This is a genomic window from Shouchella rhizosphaerae, from assembly GCF_900142675.1.
GTDB classification, from domain to species: Bacteria; Bacillota; Bacilli; order Bacillales; family Bacillaceae_D; genus Shouchella; species Shouchella rhizosphaerae.
The window spans coordinates 51,159-73,549 of the sequence record NZ_FRBS01000002.1; the positions used below are offsets into that span (position 1 = coordinate 51,159).

General features: G+C 44.8%; 20 protein-coding genes. 17 read left to right on the forward strand and 3 right to left on the reverse strand.

The window, feature by feature from the left end:
• Positions 1-2: 2 nt before the first annotated feature.
• The 8 genes from BUC05_RS06340 (at position 3) to BUC05_RS06380 (ending at position 7,044) form a co-directional block, all read left to right on the forward strand.
• Positions 3-992 carry a TRAP transporter substrate-binding protein gene (locus BUC05_RS06340; protein ID WP_011248913.1) on the forward strand — a complete coding sequence of 330 codons (990 nt, stop codon included), beginning with the start codon at positions 3-5 and terminating at the stop codon, positions 990-992.
• 4 nt (positions 993-996) lie between these two features.
• Entirely contained in the window at positions 997-1,503 is a 507-nt protein-coding gene (locus BUC05_RS06345; RefSeq protein ID WP_011248912.1) for a TRAP transporter small permease, read from the forward strand.
• Entirely contained in the window at positions 1,500-2,774 is a 1,275-nt protein-coding gene (locus tag BUC05_RS06350; RefSeq protein WP_073304360.1) for a TRAP transporter large permease, read from the forward strand. The genes BUC05_RS06345 and BUC05_RS06350 overlap by 4 nt, the downstream gene beginning before the upstream one ends.
• 25 nt (positions 2,775-2,799) lie before the next feature.
• The gene (locus tag BUC05_RS06355) at positions 2,800-3,456 is read left to right on the forward strand and encodes a class II aldolase/adducin family protein (RefSeq protein ID WP_073304361.1); all 657 of its coding nucleotides are present in this window, start codon (positions 2,800-2,802) and stop codon (positions 3,454-3,456) included.
• Positions 3,457-3,632: 176 nt separating this feature from the next.
• The gene (locus BUC05_RS06360; protein WP_073304362.1) at positions 3,633-3,896 is read left to right on the forward strand and encodes a YfzA family protein; all 264 of its coding nucleotides are present in this window, start codon (positions 3,633-3,635) and stop codon (positions 3,894-3,896) included.
• A 122-nt stretch (positions 3,897-4,018) separates the two neighbouring features.
• Positions 4,019-4,867, forward strand: coding sequence for an ABC transporter ATP-binding protein (locus BUC05_RS06365; protein WP_073304363.1), 849 nt, complete (start codon positions 4,019-4,021; stop codon positions 4,865-4,867).
• Entirely contained in the window at positions 4,864-5,523 is a 660-nt protein-coding gene (locus tag BUC05_RS06370; RefSeq protein ID WP_073304364.1) for an ABC-2 transporter permease, read from the forward strand. The genes BUC05_RS06365 and BUC05_RS06370 overlap by 4 nt, the downstream gene beginning before the upstream one ends.
• 717 nt (positions 5,524-6,240) lie before the next feature.
• Entirely contained in the window at positions 6,241-7,044 is an 804-nt protein-coding gene (locus BUC05_RS06380) for a sulfite exporter TauE/SafE family protein (RefSeq protein ID WP_011248901.1), read from the forward strand.
• A 135-nt stretch (positions 7,045-7,179) separates the two neighbouring features.
• On the opposite strand, the gene BUC05_RS06385 is transcribed toward BUC05_RS06380, so the two are convergent.
• Positions 7,180-7,365, reverse strand: coding sequence for a hypothetical protein (locus BUC05_RS06385; RefSeq protein WP_035205729.1), 186 nt, complete (start codon positions 7,363-7,365; stop codon positions 7,180-7,182).
• A gap of 520 nt (positions 7,366-7,885) precedes the next feature.
• On the opposite strand from BUC05_RS06385, the gene BUC05_RS06390 reads away from it, so the two are divergent.
• The 5 genes from BUC05_RS06390 to BUC05_RS06410 are packed head-to-tail and all read left to right on the forward strand — an operon-like array spanning position 7,886 to position 13,455.
• On the forward strand, positions 7,886-9,547 hold the full coding sequence (locus tag BUC05_RS06390) for an ABC transporter substrate-binding protein (RefSeq protein WP_011248900.1): 1,662 nt from the start codon (positions 7,886-7,888) through the stop codon (positions 9,545-9,547).
• Positions 9,548-9,601: 54 nt separating this feature from the next.
• Complete coding sequence (locus tag BUC05_RS06395) at positions 9,602-10,558, forward strand: ABC transporter permease (protein ID WP_011248899.1); 957 nt, start codon at positions 9,602-9,604, stop codon at positions 10,556-10,558.
• 13 nt (positions 10,559-10,571) lie between these two features.
• Positions 10,572-11,501, forward strand: coding sequence for an oligopeptide ABC transporter permease (gene opp4C / locus BUC05_RS06400; RefSeq protein WP_011248898.1), 930 nt, complete (start codon positions 10,572-10,574; stop codon positions 11,499-11,501).
• Between the two features lie 5 nt (positions 11,502-11,506).
• A complete protein-coding gene (locus BUC05_RS06405) occupies positions 11,507-12,487 on the forward strand; it encodes an ABC transporter ATP-binding protein (protein ID WP_011248897.1) in 981 nt (326 codons plus the stop codon).
• A complete protein-coding gene (locus BUC05_RS06410) occupies positions 12,484-13,455 on the forward strand; it encodes an ABC transporter ATP-binding protein (protein WP_011248896.1) in 972 nt (323 codons plus the stop codon). The genes BUC05_RS06405 and BUC05_RS06410 overlap by 4 nt, the downstream gene beginning before the upstream one ends.
• Positions 13,456-13,519: 64 nt before the next feature.
• Here BUC05_RS06410 and BUC05_RS06415 read toward each other — a convergent pair whose 3' ends face one another.
• Positions 13,520-15,331, reverse strand: a complete 1,812-nt coding sequence (locus BUC05_RS06415; RefSeq protein ID WP_011248895.1) for a hypothetical protein — start codon at positions 15,329-15,331, stop codon at positions 13,520-13,522.
• Positions 15,328-17,433 (reverse strand): efflux RND transporter permease subunit, encoded by a 2,106-nt coding sequence (locus BUC05_RS06420; RefSeq protein ID WP_050749008.1) that lies wholly within the window; start codon positions 17,431-17,433, stop codon positions 15,328-15,330. The genes BUC05_RS06415 and BUC05_RS06420 overlap by 4 nt, the downstream gene beginning before the upstream one ends.
• Positions 17,434-17,541: 108 nt before the next feature.
• Here BUC05_RS06420 and BUC05_RS06425 point away from each other — a divergent pair, with 108 nt between their 5' ends.
• The 4 genes from BUC05_RS06425 to BUC05_RS06440 all read left to right on the forward strand — a co-directional run bounded on the left by BUC05_RS06425 (position 17,542) and on the right by BUC05_RS06440 (position 22,382).
• Positions 17,542-18,123 (forward strand): TetR/AcrR family transcriptional regulator, encoded by a 582-nt coding sequence (locus BUC05_RS06425; RefSeq protein WP_011248893.1) that lies wholly within the window; start codon positions 17,542-17,544, stop codon positions 18,121-18,123.
• 161 nt (positions 18,124-18,284) lie between these two features.
• Entirely contained in the window at positions 18,285-20,078 is a 1,794-nt protein-coding gene (locus tag BUC05_RS06430) for a sensor histidine kinase (protein WP_073304366.1), read from the forward strand.
• The gene (locus tag BUC05_RS06435) at positions 20,044-20,778 is read left to right on the forward strand and encodes a LytR/AlgR family response regulator transcription factor (protein ID WP_035205736.1); all 735 of its coding nucleotides are present in this window, start codon (positions 20,044-20,046) and stop codon (positions 20,776-20,778) included. Before BUC05_RS06430 ends, BUC05_RS06435 begins: the two co-directional genes overlap by 35 nt.
• Positions 20,779-20,924: 146 nt before the next feature.
• Positions 20,925-22,382 (forward strand): carbon starvation CstA family protein, encoded by a 1,458-nt coding sequence (locus tag BUC05_RS06440; protein ID WP_011248890.1) that lies wholly within the window; start codon positions 20,925-20,927, stop codon positions 22,380-22,382.
• Positions 22,383-22,391 lie beyond the last annotated feature (9 nt).

Sequence of the window (22,391 nt, forward strand, 5' to 3'; positions counted from 1 at the left end):
GGATGACAAGAAAACAGTGGTTATGGCCTGTTGCAGCTATCGCCCTTGTTTTAACTGGCTGCAACGTTGGGCATGCAAATGAAGGCGAGCCGAAAAAGCTACGTCTTGGCCATATTCAAAGTGAGTCGAATGCGTGGCATAAAGGCTCACTCAAATTTGCCGAATTGGTGCATGAAAAAACAGGCGGCTCTGTCAAGGTAGAGGTTTATCCAAGCTCTACTCTTGGCGCCGACCGCGACTTGGTTGAGGGCATGCAAATTGGCTCTGTTGATTTTGCGTTAGTCGCTGGCGTGATGTCTAACTTTTATGAACCCTATTCGATCTTAGAGCTCCCTTATCTATTCGAAGATTTGAATCATTTAGAGGAATTTGTCTATGGAGAAGATGGTAAGCGATTGCAAGAAGAGACGTTAGAAGCAACAGGGGTAAGAGGGCTGGAGTTTTGGCTCCGTGGAGCACGGCAGCTAACAACCAATAAGCTTGTGGAGTCACCTGAAGACCTTCGCGGCGTAAAAATTCGTGTACCAAACATTGAGGCGTCTGTAGAAGGCTGGCAGGCAATGGGGGCAAGCCCGACACCGATGAACTTTGGTGAAGTGTATTCTTCTTTGCAGACAGGTGTGATTGACGCCCAAGAAAATCCAATTGAGTTCACCGCAAGTGCGAGAATTCATGAAGTCCAAGACTATCTTGTGATGACGGACCACGTTTTTGGTTATGTGCAACTATTAATGAGTGACAAAACGTACCAAGAGTTAACAGAGGACGAACAGCAAGCGGTCATGGAAGCGGCTGAAGAAGCGCGTATGTACCAAAATGAAATCGTTTCCGCGGAAGAAGAGAGCGCTTTGCAAATGATGCTCGATGAAGGTGTCGAGCAAATCGAAGTCGATCAAGAGCCGTTTCGTGAGTCTGTTCAACGTGTCAATGAGAGATTAGCTGATAAATACGGGAGAGAACTTTACGACACGATCCAAGGTATGAGGGAGTAACGCTATGAATACGTACATTCGAATCATTGATGGTATTAATAATGGGGTTAAGTCGATTGTATCTGTGATGTTGGCGATTTTAGCAGTGCTTGTTGTTTTACAAGTGATGACACGGTTTGTGATTAATGTGCCCCTTGCATGGACAGAGGAAATTGCTCGTTATTTAATGATTTATATTGTATTTCTAGGGTCCGGGCTAGCGATGCGCCATAATCAGCATATTGCCATCGATTTTTTGTTAGATGTCATTCCCCATAAAAACAAAGCGAGATTGCAAACGATTATTTTATCAATATGCGCTGTATTTTGCCTTGTTTTAGCTTACTACGGAGCCCAGTTAACGCTCATAGTTGTTGACCAGTCCACCCCGACGTTGCAATATTCAATGGCCTGGGCCTATGCAGCAATTCCCCTTGGTGCCCTATTAATGTTATTAAACATTGTCGCCTTGCTTTTGAAACCAAATAAGGTTGAAGACAGTGTAGACAGAATAGTTGGTGAGAACAAATGATCATCGTTTTACTTGTATCGTTACTCGTCCTCTTCTTTATCGGCGTGCCAGTAGCGATTGCGCTCGGTTTATCGACGAGTATGGCCATGATTGTAGCAGGCGATGTTCCTTTATTAACGCTTGCACAACGAGCGTTTGTGTCACTCGATTCGTTTCCGTTGCTAGCGATTCCATTATTTATTTTGGCTGGCGTCATCATGGAATACGGCGGCATCTCGCAACGGCTTATTAACCTCGCCAATGCCCTTACTGGCCATTTAACAGGAGGACTAGCCGTTGTTACGGTTGTGACAACAATGTTTTTTGCCGCTATATCAGGTTCAAGTGTCGCTGCGACTGCCGCTTTAGGGGCAATTTTAGTGCCTGCGATGATTAGCAGAGGGTACGAAAAAGAATTTTCAGGAGGCGTGCAAGCTGTATCAGGGACACTTGGCATTATTATGCCGCCGAGCATCCCATTGATTTTGTATGGCACAGCAGTCGGGGCATCGATTGGCGACTTGTTTATTGCTGGAATGGTCCCTGGCATCCTTATTGGCATTGGTCTAATTGTAACTGTTTATATAATTGCCAAAAAACGGAACTATGCAAAAGAAGACAAGAAAAGTGGAAAAGAAATTGGTACAGCGTTTGTAAAAGCGATTCCGGCACTGATTATGCCTGTAATCATTTTAGGCGGTATTTATACAGGTGTGTTTACGGCAACGGAGGCTGCCGGTGTAGCTGTTGCCTACGCCTTTATTGTAGGGGTGTTTGTCTATAGGGCGATCACGTTTACGAAAATCAAAATGATTTTGTCTCAAGCATCGGTAACAACGGCAACCATTATGCTTATTTTGGCGACAGCGGGCTTGTTTAGTTGGATTTTAACGATTGAGAATGTACCGCAGCAAGTGGCAAGCGTCATTACGTCGATTTCCGAAAATCCATGGGTATTTCTCGGTATCGTTGTTCTATTGCTCCTCCTCGTAGGCATGTTTATGGAAACAAATGCATCGATTATTATTTTGGCGCCGATTCTTGTGCCAGTGGCATCGGAATTAGGGATTGACCCTGTTCACTTCGGCATCGTCATGATTGTCACACTTGCCATCGGCATGGTCACGCCGCCACTTGGGCTCAATCTCTTTGTTGTATCAAAAATCGCCAACTTAAGGATGGATCGGTTAACGATTAGCCTCATTCCCTTTTACATCACTATATTGATCTGTCTATTGATTGTTACGTTTATTCCGTCTCTCACAATGACCGTTGTAGAGTGGATGAAATAATCAAAGTGAAAAAGGAGCGTTATATATGCAAAACGATTCGATTTTGCAAGACTTGCAAAAGACAGGCTTGTTTATGATGGAAAAAAACCTCGCTTGGGGAACAGCAGGGAATATTAGTGCAAAATGTGAAGATGGCTATTTAATTTCCGCTACTGGGACCTATTTAGGCGAATTAGAGGTAGAGGATTTTGCTTATTGCCAAGGAGGAGAGCATCTTGCTGGCAAAAAGCCTTCAAAGGAATATGTAATGCATGAAGGCATTTACGAACAGCGGCCAGAAATCGGGGCGGTTCTCCACTCATCCCCGTTTTATAGCACATTGATCGCCAACAGCGACCTTCATTTGCCATCGAACTACTTTGTCGAGTCGATGTATTACTTAGAGAGAATTGTGCGTATTCCTTACTATCAGCCAGGCAGTAAAGAGCTAGCCCAAGCCGTTAAAGAGAGAGCAAAGGAGGCAAATGTCTTTCTGCTAGAGAACCACGGCATTATCGTCTGCGATGTGAATCTGAAAGAAGCACGCACGGCGTTGCAAACGCTTGAATACACAGCGCGCATGCATATCACAGCATTAGAGAAAGGCATAACCATCAACGGTTTAAGTGACGATACAGTCCATCAGTTTCTTCATCACTCCGGCTATAAACCGGTAAGACAGTGGGGAGAACCCAAACAATAAATGTAAAACAGGTTGCAGGAAGCAGCCTGTTTTTTTGATGAACCGTAGTGTAAGAAGATACAAACCTATTCTTTAGGAACAAATTGAAGATTGAATTGAAATACAATTGACGCATTACATAAAAGCGATTACAATAAAGGGAAAATTATTCTAATATGTTTGAATAAGGGGATTTTATGCATATTTTCAGATCGATCATTGTCTTTATTACTTTTCAAGTTGTCTTTATTGTGGTTGATATTATTGGCTGGGAACCCAATCGTAACAGATTGTATGAACTAGTGATCGGATTTCCACCGATCCGATTTTTTGAAGAAACATTTGCCCCATACAAAATGCTGGAGTTCAATATTATGACAGCAGGATTTCTAATTGCTTTACTAGCAAGTATTATTTCCCAACTATGGTCACGTTCGTCAAAAGAAACTCACAACAAATGAAATCGCATGACAAACTTTAGCAGTACGCTTAAAAGTCTGTGATTTATGAATTAAAAATAAAATCTTGAAATGAGATGGTTTACACCTCTGATAATAGGAATCTATACAAAAGGAGAATCACGATGTCAGTGCTCTTGAAAGTGGAAAACTTGAACAAATCTTATCCTGATTCTGCATTTGAGCTGCAAGACGTGTCTTTTTCGATACCGTATGGCTCGATTGTTGGGTTTATCGGCGACAATGGAGCTGGAAAATCGACAACGATGGGGGCGATCATCGGCAATTTACATCGAAACAGCGGTTCGATAGTGATGGAGGGACTAGAAATTGACGGTGATCATCTTGCTTTAAAAAAAGACGTAGGTGTGGTATTTGACACGATGAAGTTGCCTACTTCATTAACGATTCGTAAGTTAAGCAAAGTCTTGAAGCATATTTATAAGGAATGGGATCAGCGATTATTTAACGAGTACATAACGATGTTTTCATTGCCGGAAAATCAGAAAATCGGAAAGTTTTCAAGAGGGATGTCGATGAAGTTATCGATGGCGGTTGCATTATCCCACAATCCAAAATTATTAATTTTAGATGAAGCGACGGCTGGGTTAGACCCCTCAGGAAGACACGATGTATTGGAGATTCTATCTAAATTCGTTAAAGACAAAACGCGCAGTGTCTTGCTGTCTTCCCACATCACGAGCGATATTGAAAAAATTGCCGATTACCTTATGTTCATTAAAAACGGGGAAATCATTTTAAACGTAAGCAAGGACAAATTACTAAATGACTTTGCCGTTATCGAATGCACGAAGGAAGAATTCGAAAAAGTAGAACCAGTCGCTTTTAGGAAGAAAAATGAGTTGTATGAAGTTTTCATTTCAGATCAGCAAGTAGCTTCATCAACAATGAAGAGGAAGAAGTTTTCAATTGATGATATTACGCTTTTATTGATGAGAGGTGAAAGGAAATGAAAGGCCTGTTGCTTAATCAGTATTTTTCTGTCGAAAAGAGTTTTTGGATGTATCTTTTTGGCAGTATTTTGCTTGTCGGCGCTCTATTTATGGTAGGGAACACGAGAATAGAAAGGGTTGCTACTTTTGTACCGATTGTGTTTATGGTGTCTCCTGCTCTCGAAGTATTAAAACATGAATCAAGTTCAGGGTGGAATAAATTTGCTTTAACGCTTCCCCTTAAAAGAAGGCAAATTGTCCAAAGTCATTATCTCTTTTTTGTCTCATCGGTATTGATCGGACTTGTTATTACTATGCTTCTTTTTAGTCTAGTTGAATTAATGAAAGGGAACGTTCTAACGTCTTCTTCCGTGAATTCCATTATGAATGCGATAGGGATCGGGCTTATAATGGGCGCTGTCGCTTATCCATTAACATACATGCTCGGGACTGAGAAGTCGGATACCGTGTTAATCACAGCCGTTTTTAGCTCAATTGGATTGTTAATATTAGGCGGTTTCATATTCGGTATCCTTCTAGAGACGATTCCGTTAACATTTCTGCAACAAGGCAATCCAGATGTTTTGTTTTCGTTGGGGTATTTAACGATGGGCATTGTGATTTATTTGGTCTCTTATTTTTGGGCCATTAAGATTTATAAACAAAAAGAATATTAGACGGCGTAACGCCTACGGGATTCAAAATCCCGTAGGCGTTAGGTTTGTTTAGACAGAATCGAGAGCCTACCTTAAAAAAAGGCTAAGTGCCACTGTGATTAGTGCTAGGAAGATATAAACAAGTCCTTTGCTTGTGTGATTTTGATGAATTTCTGTTATTCCTTTTATGGCAACTAATACAGCTAATACAACAACTACTGTGGTTATGACAAATGTAAACCCGCCTGTCAAATTGCTAATGATTAGAGCAGGAATAGAAAAAATCGCGAAAACGGCCCATATTATACGTTCTTTCGTCTCCAATTCAACCGCTCCTTTGGGAAGTAAAGATGTGTGCCCTACCTCTCTAATTACCATAGCGTTATTTGCTAAAACTCCTTATCTGCTAACATAAGGCCATAAGTGTATCGGTCCAATCATTCATTCTCGATACAGGCTTATCCTCTTCCCCGTTCACACTAGTAAAATACTCGATTATACGGCTTGTATGGATAGCAGTCATAAAGATCGCCTTATTAGCCATTTTTTAATTAGTAGACTTGATAACCGCTATCTGATGGAATTTCTAAAAAGTTGCTGCAACGGTTATGGATCTACGTTAATCTATTAGTGAGTCATTTCAACAATGGCTGTTCGCCAACGTCATTCCAGGGATTTGGAAGTGGCTTTTTTCTTTTATACTAGTATATAGACTTACTCGTGAAAGTAGGATGCGCAGTGCTTATTTCGGTCGTTCTTTACTCATTAATCGGGATTTTGATTGGCATACTTTCAAGTTTATTTGGCTTTGGGGGAGGGTTTGTCGTTGTCCCTGTCTTGGTTGCGTTCTTGCCTGACTCCATTCCGCCAGATTATTTGATGCATACGGCTGTTGGTACGTCTCTTGCTGTAATGATCATTAACTCGTTCAATTCAACGTTCAACCATGCGAAAAAAGGCAATGTGAAGTGGGTTGTTTTTAAAGGGATGGTTTTCTATATTGCCATCGGTTCTTTAATAGGAGGAGTTAGTGCGGTCTATATCAACAGCGATATTCTAAAGTTTGCCTTTATCGGTTTATTGTTGTACGTCATTGTAAGCAATCTATTAAAGAAAACATTTACTAACCATGTGGAGGACCAAGATTTTCGGATGCCGAGCCGGAAATCAAGGGGGCCGGTAGGGGTTGGCATCGGGTTGATTTCAACGATGTTAGGTGTCGGCGGCAGTGTGATGACGATTCCTTATTTCAGAAAGCAAGGGATGCGGATGTTGAATGCGGTCGCCCTTGCGACGCCGCTCGGCTTGCCGATTGCGATTGTGGGGGCATTCACTTTTTTAGTCACAGGTTTGCAAATAGAGGACATGCCTGGCTCCACGCTTGGGTTTATCTTTATTCCGGCTCTGTGTGGATTTACACTCGGTGGGTTTATTGGCGTACCACTGGGGCGGTCGTGGGCGCAAAAAATCCCCGATGCCGTCTATTCCAAAGTGTATTTAATCTTGCTGGTCATTGTTGTCATCATGATGATGTTAGAATAAGCGTAAACGTGCCGCCTTTAAGAAAGGATTGATTCTTAAAGGCGGTTTGTCTATATATAAAGAATGGTAGGAGCATAAAGGGGGGGAATAGGCGATACATAGGATGTTTTGCTTGAGCGCGGTTTCATTTATCGTCTAAATAACAAAAGCAATAATCACGACGACAATGACGGAAATCGGCACTATTAAAAAATAGAGCCATGTAAAGGTTTTTAAGCTTTTTTCGCTGCTGTAGGAAGAATCGGTCGATTTCATAGCGAATAACGATACAATTAAACCAATTAAACAAATCAATCCAATAATGATATAGAGCGCAATCATGTTGATCTCCTCGTTTCAGTAAACATTCCATAGTGGCTAACAATTTTACCGTACCATATTAAAGAACCGTTTGGAATAACGCCGCTGTTTTTGTTTATGTAGAACGGCTTAAACCGATCTTCTCCTTTGGCCGCTTAGTCGTTTTAGCAAGCGTCCTCCTTCAATGATTATCACGCCATTCTCTAAAGGAAATGGTCCTATCCTCTTCTCCATCGGCATAAACATAGTTTTAAGGGGGATTCCTATCTCGGTTTTACAAGGTGATCGTTCGTGTTTACACGGTGAGAAGAAGGGTGCATGAAAATTTAATTGAATTTTCTTTTTATTAGTAAGGGGGATAAGGAGGAGTAATTCTTATAAAGTTGGGTTGACTTATATGAATTATATGGTTTAATAAGTCTTAGTTTATGTTGTAAAAAATGAATGGAGTTGTGAAGGAGGAGTTAGATTGGTTTTAAGACAAAAATGGCTCTACCCTGGTTTTCTTACAGTGGCATTGTTAGGCGCTTGCAATACGGAGATGGGCGCGGATGATTCAACCCGTTCTGTAGAGGAGAACGGCGAAAACGAAGAGGAACCAACGGTTGTAGAAGATGTAAAGGTAAAAGCGGCTGATCCATCCTCCTCACCTGCATTAGCAAGCAATCGAGGGAATACGGTTGTTGTTGGTTTACAGGAGCCTGGAGGCATCTTTACGCCTCATTTTAATACAAGTGGCTATGATGGAAATGTGCAAGCTGTCATGTTTCCGCCCCTTGTTGACATAAATGAAAAGGGGGAGCCATTCGGGCGGCTTGCAGAGGATTGGGACATCTCGGAAGATGAATTAACGTATACATATTATTTACGGGATGACCTGAAATTTGATGACGGCTCTCCTCTTACTGCCAATGATGTAGCTTTTACGGTAACGCTTTTGTTTGATCCGGATTATCCAGGAACGACAGATTTGACAGAAACCAACTTGGTTGGCGGCCTCGATTATAAGGAAGGCGATGCTGACAGCATTGCGGGCATTCATGTAATTGACGATCAAACGATTGAATTTCAGCTAGAAGAACCAAATGCGCGAGCGTTGACTCTGCTTGGCGGCACTGTGCTTAGTGAAAACTATTACGGAGAGAAATACGAAAAAGGCGACTTGGATTATATGAGTGACTATCATTTAAAGCCACTTGGGGCAGGCCCTTTTAAATTTGAGGCGTACCATCCTGGAGAAGAGATTCGGTTCTCGGCCAATGAGCATTATTATAATGGCAAGCCAGAGGTCGATACATTTGTGTACCGAACGACGGAAGGGGATTCGCAACAGTTTTTCCAAACTGGGGAATTGGATTACAGCGGTTTTGTCGCTACGAAAGATAATTTTGAACTGCTGGAGTCAATGGAGTTTGCCAATATTGATCTGTATACTTCGTCGAATTACAGTTATATCGCCTTTAACCATGAGTCCGAGGTGTTTAAAGATCCGAATGTTCGGATTGCTTTTAATTTGGGGCTAGATCGGCAAGCGTACATTGACGCTCGGTTTCAAGGATACGCACAGCTAGCCAATGTCCCCGTGTCGCCTATTTCGTGGGCCTATACAGACGAAATCGAGGCGTTTCCATATGACCCTGAAGAAGCGAAGCGGCTTCTAGACGAGGCTGGATGGAAGGAAGGGCCTGACGGCATTAGAGAAAAAGACGGGCAGAAGTTAACCGTCTACTTCTTTACAACGGATGGCAGTGGCAGCAATGATATTTTTGTAACGCTCGCGCAAGAAAACTATAAAGACATTGGTGTCGATTTTCAAATTGAACAAATGGATTTTAATGCGTTGCTGGCACGTGTCGACAACGGCGATCATGATCTCGTGTCTTTCTCGACCACGATGCAGCCAGACCCGCATATCGGCGTGCAAGCCTTTCATTCAAGCCATACTGGCAATACATTTAAAGGGTACAAAAATGAGGAAGTCGATCGTTTAATTGAAGCCTCCGTAGCTGTAAGTGATCTTGATGCTAGGGCGGAAGCCTACCATGAGCTTTATGAAAAGTTAAAAGAAGATCCGCCAATCATTCTTCTCAATTACAACAAATCGCTTGCGGCAACCAATGCACGTGTAGAAGGATTTGAACCGAATGGGTTTCGAGGCATTAGCTTAAGTTTAGAAAACTTGCGGGTGGTGGACACACCTTAAAAAGAGGGGTGTCTATCCCCCTCTTTTTAACGTTTCTGACAAGGAGGGGTGGCATTGGGGAATTATTTTATCAAACGGCTATTGTACTTAATCCCAACGTTGATTGGGGCATCGATTTTGATCTTTTTTTTATACTCGATGATCCCTGGCAATTTTATTGACTCCGATCCAAATTTAACTGCTGAACGAAAAGCAGAGTTATATGCGCTGTATGGGTTTGACCAACCGACAATCGTTCGTTATTTTGTGTGGATTGGAAACCTGTTGAAAGGGGATCTAGGCTATTCGCTTCAATTCCAGCGCCCTGTCAGTGAGGTGCTTGGCCATTACATATGGAGCTCTTTTATCGTCGCCGGGGCGTCGCTCATTCTTACATGGGGCATCGCTTTAATGGTTGGCGTTGTTTCTGCGACCAAACAGTACTCTTTCTATGATGCGGCCGTTACTGTTCTTGTCTTTGCGGCGATGGCCACGCCGTCCTTTTTTCTCGGCTTGATTGTGATCAAAATTTTCGCAGTTGACTTTGGCTGGTTTCCTGCCGGTGGGATGACAACATCCGGTGTTGAGTACAGTGGATTTGCTTATATGAAAGACGTATTAGAACATATGATATTGCCGGTTCTTGTGCTCACGATGCTTGGAATTGGCGGGTTAACGCGGTACTTTCGCACCAATATGCTAGAGGTGATTAAGCAGGATTTCATTCGTACAGCCCGTGCGAAAGGGTTAAGAGAAAAAGTGGTTGTTTACAAACATGCATTAAGAAATGCGTTGCTTCCTGCGATCACATTGTTTGCGTTTGAGTTGCCAGCGCTTTTTAGCGGCGCCATTATTACAGAACAAATTTTCAACTGGCCAGGGATAGGGGCGATTTACATGCAAGCTTTTTCCGTCAGGGATTATCCGCTCTTAATGGGATTTACGATGTTTATCGCTGTCCTGACGGTGATTAGCAATTTAATCGCCGATTTGCTTTATGGAGTCGCCGATCCCCGCGTCCGTGTTAAGTAGGAAGGAGGACAGCATGGAACAGCAACCAAATATTCGCTCAGCGACTCCTTTTCCTACAGGCAGGGGCCAGAGGTCGTCGCTATGGAAAGAAGTGGGCAGGCGCTTTATTAAGAAGAAAATGGCGTTGTTTGGCTTAATAGTCCTAATCATTGTTTTTTTATTTAGCTTTGTCGGCCCGTTTTTTTCTCCTTATACGACAGTTGGGACGAATACGCAGGCGATTCATCAGGCCCCTAGCCTTTCTCATTGGGTAGGAACGGACCATTTAGGCCGCGATGTGCTGACGCGTTTAATGTTGGCTGGGCGCATTTCGCTGACAGTCGGGCTTGGCGCCATGGCACTGGCTGTGACGATTGGCGGTATTCTCGGGATTTTGGCTGGTTATTACAGAGGGATTGTCGATCAAATCATTATGAGACTAGCCGATGTGTTAATGACATTGCCTGGCTTGCCGTTGTTGTTTATTATGGCGGCTGTGATGTCGGAGTGGCGTGTGCCGGCGGAACAACGGCTCTATATCGTCATGGTCATGTTAAGCCTCGTAAATTGGCCAGGCTTGGCACGTCTCGTGCGAAGCCAAGTACTCAGCTTAAGGGAACGGGAATTCATGCAAGCGACAGACGCGCTAGGTTTAAGAGACAGACGGAAAGTGTTTAACCACTTGCTGCCGAATGTAGTGCCTTTATTAATCGTAACGGCGACGTTAAGTGTAGGCGGAGCGATCTTGAGTGAATCTGTGCTTAGTTTTTTCGGTTTAGGTGTAGTTCCACCTACGGCTTCATGGGGGAACATGATTAACACAGCGAATACGCTAATCGATTTTACAAACAGGCCTTGGCTTTGGGTTCCTCCTGGGTTAGCTATTTTCATCACAGTCATAGCTGTAAACCTCCTAGGCGACGGGCTTCGTGATGCGATTGATCCTAATATGAAAAGCAGGTGAGCGATATGGGTAAGCCAATACTGCAAGTAAGCAATTTGCGCACGTGTTTTCAAACAGACGAAGGCAGTGTAAAAGCCGTTGATGATATAAGTTTTTCAGTAAAGCAAGGAGAAACGGTTTGCCTTGTAGGTGAATCAGGCTGTGGGAAGAGTGTGACAGCGATGTCGATTATGGGATTGCTGCAAGGGCAAGCCTCTGTAACAGGGAGGATGGAGTTAGCTGGAAATGAATTAACAACGTTGTCTAAGGGCGAGATGAGGCGGTTGCGTGGCAACGAATTGGCCATGATCTTCCAAGAACCGATGACTTCGTTAAATCCTGTCTTGACGATTGGTGAACAAATGATTGAAGTTTTATTAGAACATAAACCGATCTCAAAGAAACAAGCGAGGATGAAGGCACTTGAACTCATTAAGCGAGTCGGGATTGGGCGAGAAGAGCAAGTGTTAAAATCGTATCCACATCAAATGAGCGGCGGCATGCTGCAACGAATCATGATTGCGATTGCCCTCGCTTGTGAGCCAAAAATGCTGATTGCCGATGAACCAACGACGGCACTCGATGTTACGATCCAAGCGCAAATTCTTGAATTGTTAAAACAACTGAAAGACAGTCAAGGGATGTCGATGTTGTTAATTACTCACGATTTAGGGGTTGTCGCGGAAGTTGCTGACTATGTCGTTGTGATGTATGCAGGTAAAATCATCGAACAAGGATCGGTGCACGAGATTTTCTTTAACCCGAAGCACCCTTATACGAAAGGGTTGCTCCAAGCAAAGCCTGTCATCGGGCAAAGGAAAAAGAAACTTTATACCATCCCAGGGCAAGTTCCGCCTTTAATTGATTTGAAACCGTCTTGCTACTTTGCTGATCGTTGCAGTCATTGCATGGACATATGCCTCGATCAAGCACCTTCCCTCATTAATGATGGCGATGAGGAAGGCCATCGCGTAGCTTGCTGGTTATACGAGAAGGTGGCGCAATGACAAACAAACCAGTCGTCATGGAAGTGAATCATTTAAAAAAGTACTATGAGACAAAAGCTTCTTTTTTTAATCGCCAATCAGAGCTCGTAAAAGCTGTCGATGATGTTAGTTTCGTCATACATGAAGGGGAAACGTTTGGTTTAGTCGGTGAATCAGGGAGCGGCAAGAGCACCATTGGGAAATCGATTCTTAACTTGCAGCCGTTATCTGCAGGGGAAGTCGTTTATCGGGGAAAAAATCTCCATCGTTTAAGCAAAGCAGAAATGAGAAAGGTAAGGCCCCGTATTCAGTTTGTGTTTCAAGATCCATTCAGTTCGTTAAATCCCCGTTTACGGATTGGCGATGCTTTAGCAGAACCGTTATTGGACCACGGCCTCGCGACGAAAAAAACGGTCAGGCAAAAAGTATTGGAAACGATGGAGCTTTGTGGGCTGCCGTCTTACCATGTGAATAAATTTCCACATGAATTTAGTGGCGGGCAACGCCAGCGGATTGGCATCGCCCGTGCAGTCATTATGGAGCCTGATTTTATTGTAGCCGATGAACCAGTTTCAGCATTAGACGTATCGATTCAAGCACAAATCATTAATTTGTTTAATGAGCTTCAAGAAAAGAAAAAGTTGGCCTTTTTATTCATCTCCCATGATTTAAGCGTTGTCGAACATTTATGTGCGCGTATTGGTGTGCTCTACTTAGGGACAATGATGGAGCTAGCCGACAGAGACCGGTTATACGAAAACCCATTGCATCCATACACAAAGGCATTGTTATCGGCTTTGCCTGTCCCTGACCCTACACACAAAAAAGAGAGAATTCTTTTAAAAGGCGACATCCCAAATCCAGCATCACCGCCAACTGGGTGCAAATTTCATACGAGGTGCCCTCTCGCAAAAGATCGTTGTCAGAAGGAAGTGCCCGCTTTTAGGGAAGCAGAGCAAGGGCATTTCGTTGCTTGCCATTTCGTTTAAATAGTGAACAAAGAAACACCGGCCAGCCCTTTTGTACATAAGGCTGGCCGGTGTTCGTTGTCTTTTAGTCCCCTAAGCCAAACAGCTGCAAAAAGCGTTGCCATAAGCTCACGTTTTCTTCGGTGTTGTCTTCTTCCGTTTGCGTTTCCTCCGGCAATGTTAGGCGCTCTGTTTGAAAGACGAATTGGACGTTTTCAATGACGTCGTTGTTTTCTGGCGAGACGAAGGAAACCGGTTCGAAATCGGATTTGTCATACTGGGAAAGCATGTCATCAATTTCGGCTTGCATTTGTTCTGGCACGTCTGCTGTTGCTTCCTCTAGCTCTTTTGCGCCATTGTGGATGTCCTCCATGCCAGATGACAACTCAGTCGACCCTTCTGCCGTTTCGCCAATGCCCTCGTGAATGTGGGCATACGAGTCGTTTAATTGGGAAACGCCGCCGGTATAGTCGGCCAACCCTTCGTGAAACTGGCTATATTGGCTGGCTACTTCGTCGATGCCTTCACTTAATTGGGCAAAGCCTTCGCCGATGTCAATCGTCCCCAACGCTTCCTGGAGCGAGCTGGCGAGCTCATCGATTCCAGCAGCGATGTCCTCTAAGCCCGCTTTGCTTTCTTCTAAAACAGGCTGGACGGCGTCAAGGCCTTCTTTTACAGCTGCATAGGTGCCTTTTATTTCTTGCCCCGCTTGATAGTAAGCAACTAATTGGGCGAGTGTGTCTGAGTTAGGGTTGCCTTCGTACAGCGTTTGGATGTCTTCTTCTGTTAAATCGCTCTCAGGGATGGACTCCACCGCTGCTTTCAAGGCGCCATAGGCTTCGCCGTAATGGGTGCTTAGCTCTTCTAAACCGGCCGCAGCTTCACTCATGCCTGCTGACAGTTCGTCAAAGGCGGCAAATAACGTGTCATCTAATGCAACATCTGCTTCTGGCGCGCTTGCTTCGCTTAAAGAGCTGCTCAGTTCATATAAACCGGCTTCAATCTCGCTCGAAGCTTGGACAAGCTCGTCGCCAGAAAGGGCTAATTCTTCGCTGCCCGCTTGGTAATCGCTTGAACCGTCCTCCAATTGGCTGAGGCCAACTGCAAGTTCATCCATCCCTTTCTTGATTTCGCCCATCCCTGTTGCCAGCTCGCCAATCGCGCCAGTCAACGTGCCCATTTCCTCTTCTAGTTCCCCTGTGTCAGGGGCTTCGACTGCCATAGAAGCGGGCAATGCCGATATTTCGATGCCAGTAAACTCAAATTGCTCGACATCAGCAGAGAGGTGGAAGGAGGCGCTTTCTTCAGGCATGACTGTAAAAGCTGCTTGTTTGTCTTTGCCTACATTGGCAATCGTGGCGTCTGGCGCTTCTATGTTGTGAAACACATCGCTTTGCAGGGGCACGGACAGTTGCAGCAAATAATTCTCAAAAAAGGTCGTGTCCGCTTTTTCGTTCTGTTTGACCTCGATGGCGATTTCAACCAATCCGCTTTCCCCGATCAACTCTTGCGGGTTGATGGATTGGCCGTCCAATGAGTAGGAAATGTCAAATGTCCAAGGCAGCTCCGTGTCGGCTGGCAAATTGCCTTGGTAATAAAACATGCCTGCAGGAGCAGTTACTTGCCAGCCATCCTCGGATTGCTCAATTGGGGACAAGTCGGTTAAGTTAATGACTTGTTCGTAAGCGCCAAAATCGCTGATGTCTCCTTCCGTAGCGACATCAAAGCCATTTACTACATAAATGTCCTTTAAGGAGCCGTTAGCAAGCAAGTTGGCGTAAACGACTTCGTCTTTGGCAGCCACTTCCCCGTGTCCGTTTGCCTCTGCTTGAAAAGAAATCGAAGGGATGCAGAGTACAGCGATCGTACACGCAGTTGCCATTTTTCGTAACGTCATAATGAGTCCTCCTCCTTGTAAAAGTTGGCCCGATGCGTTGTTTTCTCGATCAAGCGGTCGGCGATCAAAAGGAACGCCGGAAGGAATAATATGACCAATAGGAAGGCGAGGGCAGCCCCCCTGCCGAGCAATAATCCAATCGATGAGACAGTGGGATTGCTTGACGTAAACCATAAAATGAACCCAACACTTGATAAAATCGCCGCAGAAACAGCAATTGGAAACAATTTTTCATCAAGCGCCCGCTTCATTGCTGCAAAGGACGGCATCATCTGGCGGTGATGTTTATACGTTTCCATCAGCAAAATCGCATAATCGATCGTTGCGGCTAACTGGACGGTACTGACGATCAAATAGCCGACAAACACGAGTGGCTCGTTTGTAAAATAAGGCACCGACAGGTTGAGCCAGACAGCCGCCTGAATGGTGAGCAACAATATAATCGGTATCGAAATCGACCGGAACATAAACATAAGAACAACGGCAATCGTGGTGATCGTCACGATGTTAACGAGCTGGTTGTCTTTGCTGATTGTTTGTTTCATATCATACAGCGTCGCGCTTTCCCCTAATGTATAAAACGCATCGCCGTAATAGTTTTGCGCGATTTCACGTATCTGTTCCACGAGCGCAAATGGGAGATCCCCCTCGACGCCGGCAGATGTATAGACGGTAATGCGGCTGTAGTTTTCCGAATGGAAATCGCTCGTCAATTCATCATCGAGAAAATCAGAAGGGATCGCTGCCCCGACCATGTTGGCATAGGCAAGCACGGACTCGACAGAGGGAATCTGTTCCAACTCTTGGACAAGCTTTTCTTCTTTAGCGATGTCGTCATTAGGGACGAGCAAGACAATCGGCGTTGATTGCCCGAACGTTTCCTCGACTTGTTTCGCATCGGCGCCAGCGCGTGTCTGTTCAGGCAAGTCCCCAAGCCCATAAAGAAAGGTGGTGCTGCTTTGCGCCAAAAAACTTGGAACGAGCAGCAGGAGGACAAGGACGAGAGTGGGAATCCGCAGCTTAAGCAGCTTGGCCCCGCTGCCTTTGAAGCTCGGCACCAAGCTTCGATGCGTCGTTTTTTCGATCCATTTGTAACAAGTCAGCGTCAACGCAGGCAAAAACACGACGACTGATATAAAGCTGAACACAATTCCTTTGACGAGGTTAAACCCTAAATCGACGCCAATTCCAAAGTCCATTAGCATGAGCGACATGAATCCAAAAAATGTCGTTAAGGCACTGACAAAGATAACCGGAAACGATTTGCGCATCGCTTTTGCCATCGCTTCTTTCGGCGATTGATGTTGGTCCAGCTCGTCTGAAAAGGTATGTAAAAGGAATATGGCATAATCAAGGGAAACAGCGAGCTGTAAAATAGGCGCCACTGCTTGTGTCACGAATGAAACTTCCCCTAAAAAAATGTTCGTTCCTAAATTGATGAGGACGGAAACGCCGATCGCCGTTAGGAAAAACAATGGCTCGACCCATGACTTGGTCGATAACACCAAAATAATGATAATAATTGGAACGAGCAACGCTGCAGCATAGAGCGTCTCGGAACCAGTCATTTTCTGGGACGTAGCTGTGTTAACCGCTTCCCCTGTAACGGCGTTTTCTTCGCCAATCAATGAATAAATCGCATCTGTCGCCGCTACTTCGGCACCGCTGTCAATTGTTACCGAAAACAAGGCGTCACGGTCTTTGTAATATGTTTCAATTAAGCTTGTGTCCGCCATTTCGAGAGGAATCCGAATATCAAACACGTCATCGAGCCACGATACGTCGCTCACGCCATCAATGCTTGCTAGTTGCTCTTTATAACGAATCGCTTCTTGAATGGAGACGTCATGAATGAGCACGTTTGTATTCGGCATTGCTGAGCGAAACTCTTCCTCCATTAACGCCAAGCCTTCAGTGGAAGGAGCATCATCTGGCAAGTAATCAACCATATTGTAGTTGGTCGATACAAAAAATTGAGCTACCGCTGCGAAAAGGGCAGTGATGGCAAATAAAAGGATAATGCCTTTTTTATGCTTTATGATGGTATCGACGAACAAGCGCGTATCACCTCTTTTGTTGACAATCGTTTCAATGCATTTCATATTATAACGACACAGTGTTGGGCAAACAACACACAGTCGGTTATAATCTGTTGTGAATCCAACAGATTTCCCTTGTTTGTTGGCTAACGCAAAAAAGGTGGGAAGAAGATGTCTGAGAAGATCGACCGAAGAAAGAAATATACAAAAATGGTTTTGAAAGAAAGCTTGGTTGATTTGTTGAAAGAAAAACCAATTTCCTCTGTGACAGTCAAAGAGCTATGCGAGCTTGCTGATATTAACCGATCGACATTTTACAGCCACTATGCCGACCCGTATGACTTGCTTGCGACAATCAGTGAAGAAGTGATGCTCGATATGAACCATCATTTGAACGAGTATCATTGTGGCAAAGAAGAAGAAGCTTTGCATATGACAGAAAAGATTATGGAGTATATCGCCGACCGAAGCGATATTTGCCAAGTGCTGTTAAGTGGGCACGGCGATGTCACCTTTAAAAAGCGAATTATGGAGCTCGCAAAAACGCACATATTAGAAAAGTGGATCGACCAGTACAAATTGCGAGGAAAGCTCTCTCCTTATATCCCGTTAATGATTGTGAGCGGGGCAATTGACGCAATTGAAAGCTGGTTAGTTGGCGGCAAAAAAGAAAGCCCAGCAGAGATGGCCGTATTAATTTACCAATTTACAAACCATGGCTTAGGGGGGCTTCGGAAAGCGAGCCAAACGTAGCACCGCTTACTTGTCGGCGGGGCGAAGCCTGCCGGCTGTGTAGAAACGATTTCGTTTAATATATACAGCTCGATCGGAAGAGCTCTGTTCCTGTCCTGTTTTGCGCTTCGTTTCGGGCTACGTTAAGATAGGAAAAGCTCATGTTGAAATGAGGGGACGTTATGTTTGAACTATTGCTTTTAATGCTAGAGCGCCTTGGCCTCATTGTCATGCTTGCATTTATTGCGACGAGGATGCGCTTTTTCCGTGTCATGGTTAAATCGACTCGGTTAACGCGTAAGCAGACATGGACGGCGATTTTGTTTTTTGGCGCATTCGGCATTATTGGCACTTACTCTGGCGTCACTTTTCAAGCAGAATCGCTTGTGCTACAGCGGATCACATTTGGCATTCAAGAAGATGCCGCGATTGCGAACTTCAGGGTGATTGGCGTTGTGTTAGCCGGACTGTTTGGCGGCTATAAAGTCGGTCTTAGCGCCGGTTTAATTGCAGGCGTCCATCGGATGTTGCTTGGCGGCTTCACGGCCTTCTCATGTGGGATCGCTACGATTATCGCCGGCTTATTTGCTGCTTTTTACCGATCGAAAAATCCGAATGCGGTTAACCGGCCGCTGTCTATCTTTCTTCTCGGTGCATTGGCGGAAACCGTGCAAATGGGTTTAATTGCTTTGCTTGCAAATCCGACGGCTGCTGCGATTTCCCTTGTGCAAACGATCGGGTTGCCAATGATTGTGGCCAATGGGATTGGCTGTACGCTCTTTTTGCTCATTATCCAAAGCGTGACAAAAGAAGCACAGAAAGCAGGCGCTTTGCAAGCGCAAAAGAGCTTGCGCATTGCCGAACAAACACTGGCCCATTTTAAGCATGGGCTATCAAGCCATTCTGCTAAGGAAGTATGCGACATTTTATATAAAGAACTGAATGCCTGTGCGATTGCAATGACAAATCAGGATATGATTCTTGCCCATATTGGCGTTGCGGCTGACCACCATAAAACCAACATGAGCATTCAAACGAAATTAACGGCTGAAGTGATCGCAAAAAAGCAAATGATTATTGCTGGCGATGATGAAATCCACTGCAAAGAGCCGAATTGCCCACTTGGCGCAGCCGTCATCGCCCCTTTAATTATCCGGGCTGAAGTGGTAGGCACACTTAAATTTTATTTTCATTCAAAAAAAGAAATTACGGAATTAGAGACGGAAATGCTTTCTGGTTTAACCAATTTGCTTAGCAGCCAGCTAGAGTTGGCTGAAGCCGACCGGGCGTATCAACTTGCCAAAGAAGCAGAAATCAATGCGCTACAAGCGCAAATCAGCCCCCATTTTTTATTTAATACGTTAAATACAGTCATTTCCTTGATTCGGATCGAGCCAATGAAAGCAAGGACGATGCTCCATTCGTTAGCGCAATTTTTACGGCAAAATGTCTCGGCGACGACGACAAAGCTTCATTCTCTTGCAGAAGAGCTCCACCATATAAAGGCTTATTTATCGATTGAAGAAGTCCGCTTTGAAGGCCGGCTAACTGTCCAGTATAAGATTGATGAGCGGTTTTTGCATGTATCGATTCCGCCGCTAACGTTGCAGCCACTCGTTGAGAACGCGATGAAGCATGGTTTTAAAAATAAACGCTCTGATTGTGTGCTAATCATTTCTGTGCAAGAACAAGGGGAAGATGTCGTTCTTTCTGTTCAAGATAACGGGGCAGGGTTTGATCCTGACAAACTGAAAAAACTAGGAAATGAACTTCCTGCCACAGACAGCGGTACAGGCATTGGCCTCTACAACAGCAATAAACGATTGCAAATGATGTATGGCCCTGAAGCGTCATTGGCATTTTCAGCCCAGCCTGGTCGGGGAACACTCGTCCGTTTCCGAATTCCAAAATTGGCTAGAAAGGACAGGGAGCACCATGAACATGAAGAACAAACCGATTCGCACGTTGGTCGCTGACGATGAAAAGTATAGCCGTGAGGAATTGCTGTATTTGCTTGGTTTTTTTCCACAAATTGAAGTGGTAGGCGAAGCGGCGTCTGGCCACGAAACAGCAGCAAAAATGATGGACTTGCAACCGGACCTTTTGTTTTTAGATATTGAAATGCCGGAAATGGATGGAACAGAAATTGCAGCAATCGCCAAACAAATGAAGCAACCGCCATTCATTGTATTTGCGACAGCCTACCCGCAGTTTGCCGTAGAAGCCTTTCAGCTACAGGCAAAAGGCTATTTAATCAAGCCCATTGATGAAACACGGCTTGCCGAAACAATTGCCCAAGTGGAAGATATGCTGGCGCTCACAGCAGAACGGGAACGAACAAAGCCACCTGCAAAACTAGCCGTCGAGGGGGACGAGGCGATTCACTTTTTGGAACCAGAGTCGATCGCATACGCATACCGTGATGAGAAAAGCACCAAAGTCATCACAGCTACAGGCGCCTACGAAACACGGCTGACGTTAAAAGAACTGGAGACGCGGTTGGCTCCCTATTCGTTTTTTCGAGTCCACAAAAGCTATTTAGTAAACACTGCCTGTATTACAGAAATGAACGCCTGGTTCAATGGGGCTTACCAATTAAAGCTAAAAGGCATTGACGACCATATTCCAGTAAGCCGCAACTACGTGAAACCCCTTCGTTCGCAAATCGAACTTTAGGGCCAAGCTGCATCTTGGCTCTATTTTTTTGCATGTTAGGCCCTCTTTTTGGCGCCTTATGCCGGATTTTACACAAACACGCGCTTTTTTTGTACACTCAGCTTGTGAAACCGCATTCACGGTAGTCCGAAAAGGAGGACGATTGCATGTATACATTTTTGGGAGCGCTTGCACTATTAATAATTGGGTATTTCACTTACGGAAGATTTGTCGAAAAAGTGTTCCAGCCAAAGGCGGAAAGGACGACGCCTGCCTATACGAAACACGATGGCGTCGACTATTTGCCGATGGGCAAAAAGAAAAACGCATTGATTCAGTTGATTAGCATTGCTGGGGTAGGGCCGATTTTTGGGCCGATTATGGGTGCGCTTTACGGGCCTGTCGCCTTCATCTGGATCGTACTCGGCTGTATTTTTGCAGGTGCAGTCCATGACTATTTGACAGGGATGATTTCGATTCGAAATGGCGGCGCCCACTTGCCTGAGCTAGCGGGAAAGTTTCTAGGGAAAGCGATGAAACACGTGGTCAACGCATTCTCGATCTTGCTTTTGCTGCTCGTCGGTACCGTCTTTGTCGCCTCGCCAGCTGACTTGCTTTATGATCTGGTCAATGGTTCTGTGCCAGTTGTTGTCTTTGTTGTCCTCATCTTTTTCTATTTTCTATTGGCAACGATCCTGCCGATCAATAAAATCATTGGCAGCATTTATCCTTATATCGGTGCCTTGCTGCTGTTTAGCACGGTAGGAATTGGCTTGGCCCTTGTTTGGAACCAAGCGCCGATTCCAGAATTGTCCCTTGCCAATACCCATCCCGAGGGAGCGGCAATTTTTCCGCTGTTGTTCTTGACGATTTCTTGTGGGGCGCTATCTGGTTTCCACGCCACGCAATCGCCAATCATTTCGCGGACGACACAAAATGAAAGCCAAGGGCGCAACATTTTTTATGGGATGATGATTGCAGAGGGCATGATAGCGATGATTTGGGCAGCGGCAGCAATGAGTTTATTTGATGGCCCTGTCACGCTTAACGAATTAATCTCCACGATAGGCACAGGCGGCATTGTGTCTGAAATTTCTACAATGATGCTAGGCCCAATTGTTGGCACACTAGCGATTCTCGGCGTCATTATTTTGCCGATTACATCTGGCGATACCGCTTTTCGGAGTGCGCGAATGATTATTGCCGATTATATCAACGTGCCGCAAAAGAAAGTGATGAACCGCATTTGGATTGCCGCGCCATTGTTCATTACGTCTATCATTTTAACGACAGTAGACTTCACAATGCTGTGGCAGTACTTTAACTGGGCGAACCAATCGACCGCCGTCATCGCCCTTTGGATCGGCGCCATGTTCTTATACATTGCCCGCCGAAATTACTGGATTGCGATTTTTCCAGCCTGGTTTATGAGTGTGACGGCAGCGACCTATATCGTCAATGCGCCAATCGGCTTTAACTTGCCAATGCAAGCATCCGTTATCATCGGCGTAGGCTTTACCGTCCTTTTGACTGTTTTATTTTTTAAAGCAGCCCATAAACGCCGGAGCGAAAACCTCCCGATTGAAGAAGATATTTCCGAATGGGAAAACAAACAAAGCGCGTAACAGGAAAGC

What these genes read in the sequence shown, in the direction of transcription:
- BUC05_RS06405 (WP_011248897.1), top strand. Translation starts at nt 11,507, where the DNA reads ATGGGTAAGCCAATACTGCAAGTAAGCAATTTGCGCACGTGTTTTCAA.
- BUC05_RS06370 (WP_073304364.1), top strand. Translation starts at nt 4,864, where the DNA reads ATGAAAGGCCTGTTGCTTAATCAGTATTTTTCTGTCGAAAAGAGTTTT.
- BUC05_RS06355 (WP_073304361.1), top strand. Translation starts at nt 2,800, where the DNA reads ATGCAAAACGATTCGATTTTGCAAGACTTGCAAAAGACAGGCTTGTTT.
- BUC05_RS06365 (WP_073304363.1), top strand. Translation starts at nt 4,019, where the DNA reads ATGTCAGTGCTCTTGAAAGTGGAAAACTTGAACAAATCTTATCCTGAT.
- BUC05_RS06345 (WP_011248912.1), top strand. Translation starts at nt 997, where the DNA reads ATGAATACGTACATTCGAATCATTGATGGTATTAATAATGGGGTTAAG.
- BUC05_RS06385 (WP_035205729.1), bottom strand. Translation starts at nt 7,365, where the DNA reads ATGATTGCGCTCTATATCATTATTGGATTGATTTGTTTAATTGGTTTA.
- BUC05_RS06340 (WP_011248913.1), top strand. Translation starts at nt 3, where the DNA reads ATGACAAGAAAACAGTGGTTATGGCCTGTTGCAGCTATCGCCCTTGTT.
- BUC05_RS06430 (WP_073304366.1), top strand. Translation starts at nt 18,285, where the DNA reads ATGTTTGAACTATTGCTTTTAATGCTAGAGCGCCTTGGCCTCATTGTC.
- BUC05_RS06350 (WP_073304360.1), top strand. Translation starts at nt 1,500, where the DNA reads ATGATCATCGTTTTACTTGTATCGTTACTCGTCCTCTTCTTTATCGGC.
- BUC05_RS06435 (WP_035205736.1), top strand. Translation starts at nt 20,044, where the DNA reads ATGAAGAACAAACCGATTCGCACGTTGGTCGCTGACGATGAAAAGTAT.
- BUC05_RS06390 (WP_011248900.1), top strand. Translation starts at nt 7,886, where the DNA reads ATGGGCGCGGATGATTCAACCCGTTCTGTAGAGGAGAACGGCGAAAAC.
- BUC05_RS06360 (WP_073304362.1), top strand. Translation starts at nt 3,633, where the DNA reads ATGCATATTTTCAGATCGATCATTGTCTTTATTACTTTTCAAGTTGTC.
- BUC05_RS06440 (WP_011248890.1), top strand. Translation starts at nt 20,925, where the DNA reads ATGTATACATTTTTGGGAGCGCTTGCACTATTAATAATTGGGTATTTC.
- BUC05_RS06410 (WP_011248896.1), top strand. Translation starts at nt 12,484, where the DNA reads ATGACAAACAAACCAGTCGTCATGGAAGTGAATCATTTAAAAAAGTAC.
- opp4C (WP_011248898.1), top strand. Translation starts at nt 10,572, where the DNA reads ATGGAACAGCAACCAAATATTCGCTCAGCGACTCCTTTTCCTACAGGC.
- BUC05_RS06420 (WP_050749008.1), bottom strand. Translation starts at nt 17,433, where the DNA reads ATGAAATGCATTGAAACGATTGTCAACAAAAGAGGTGATACGCGCTTG.
- BUC05_RS06415 (WP_011248895.1), bottom strand. Translation starts at nt 15,331, where the DNA reads ATGACGTTACGAAAAATGGCAACTGCGTGTACGATCGCTGTACTCTGC.
- BUC05_RS06425 (WP_011248893.1), top strand. Translation starts at nt 17,542, where the DNA reads ATGTCTGAGAAGATCGACCGAAGAAAGAAATATACAAAAATGGTTTTG.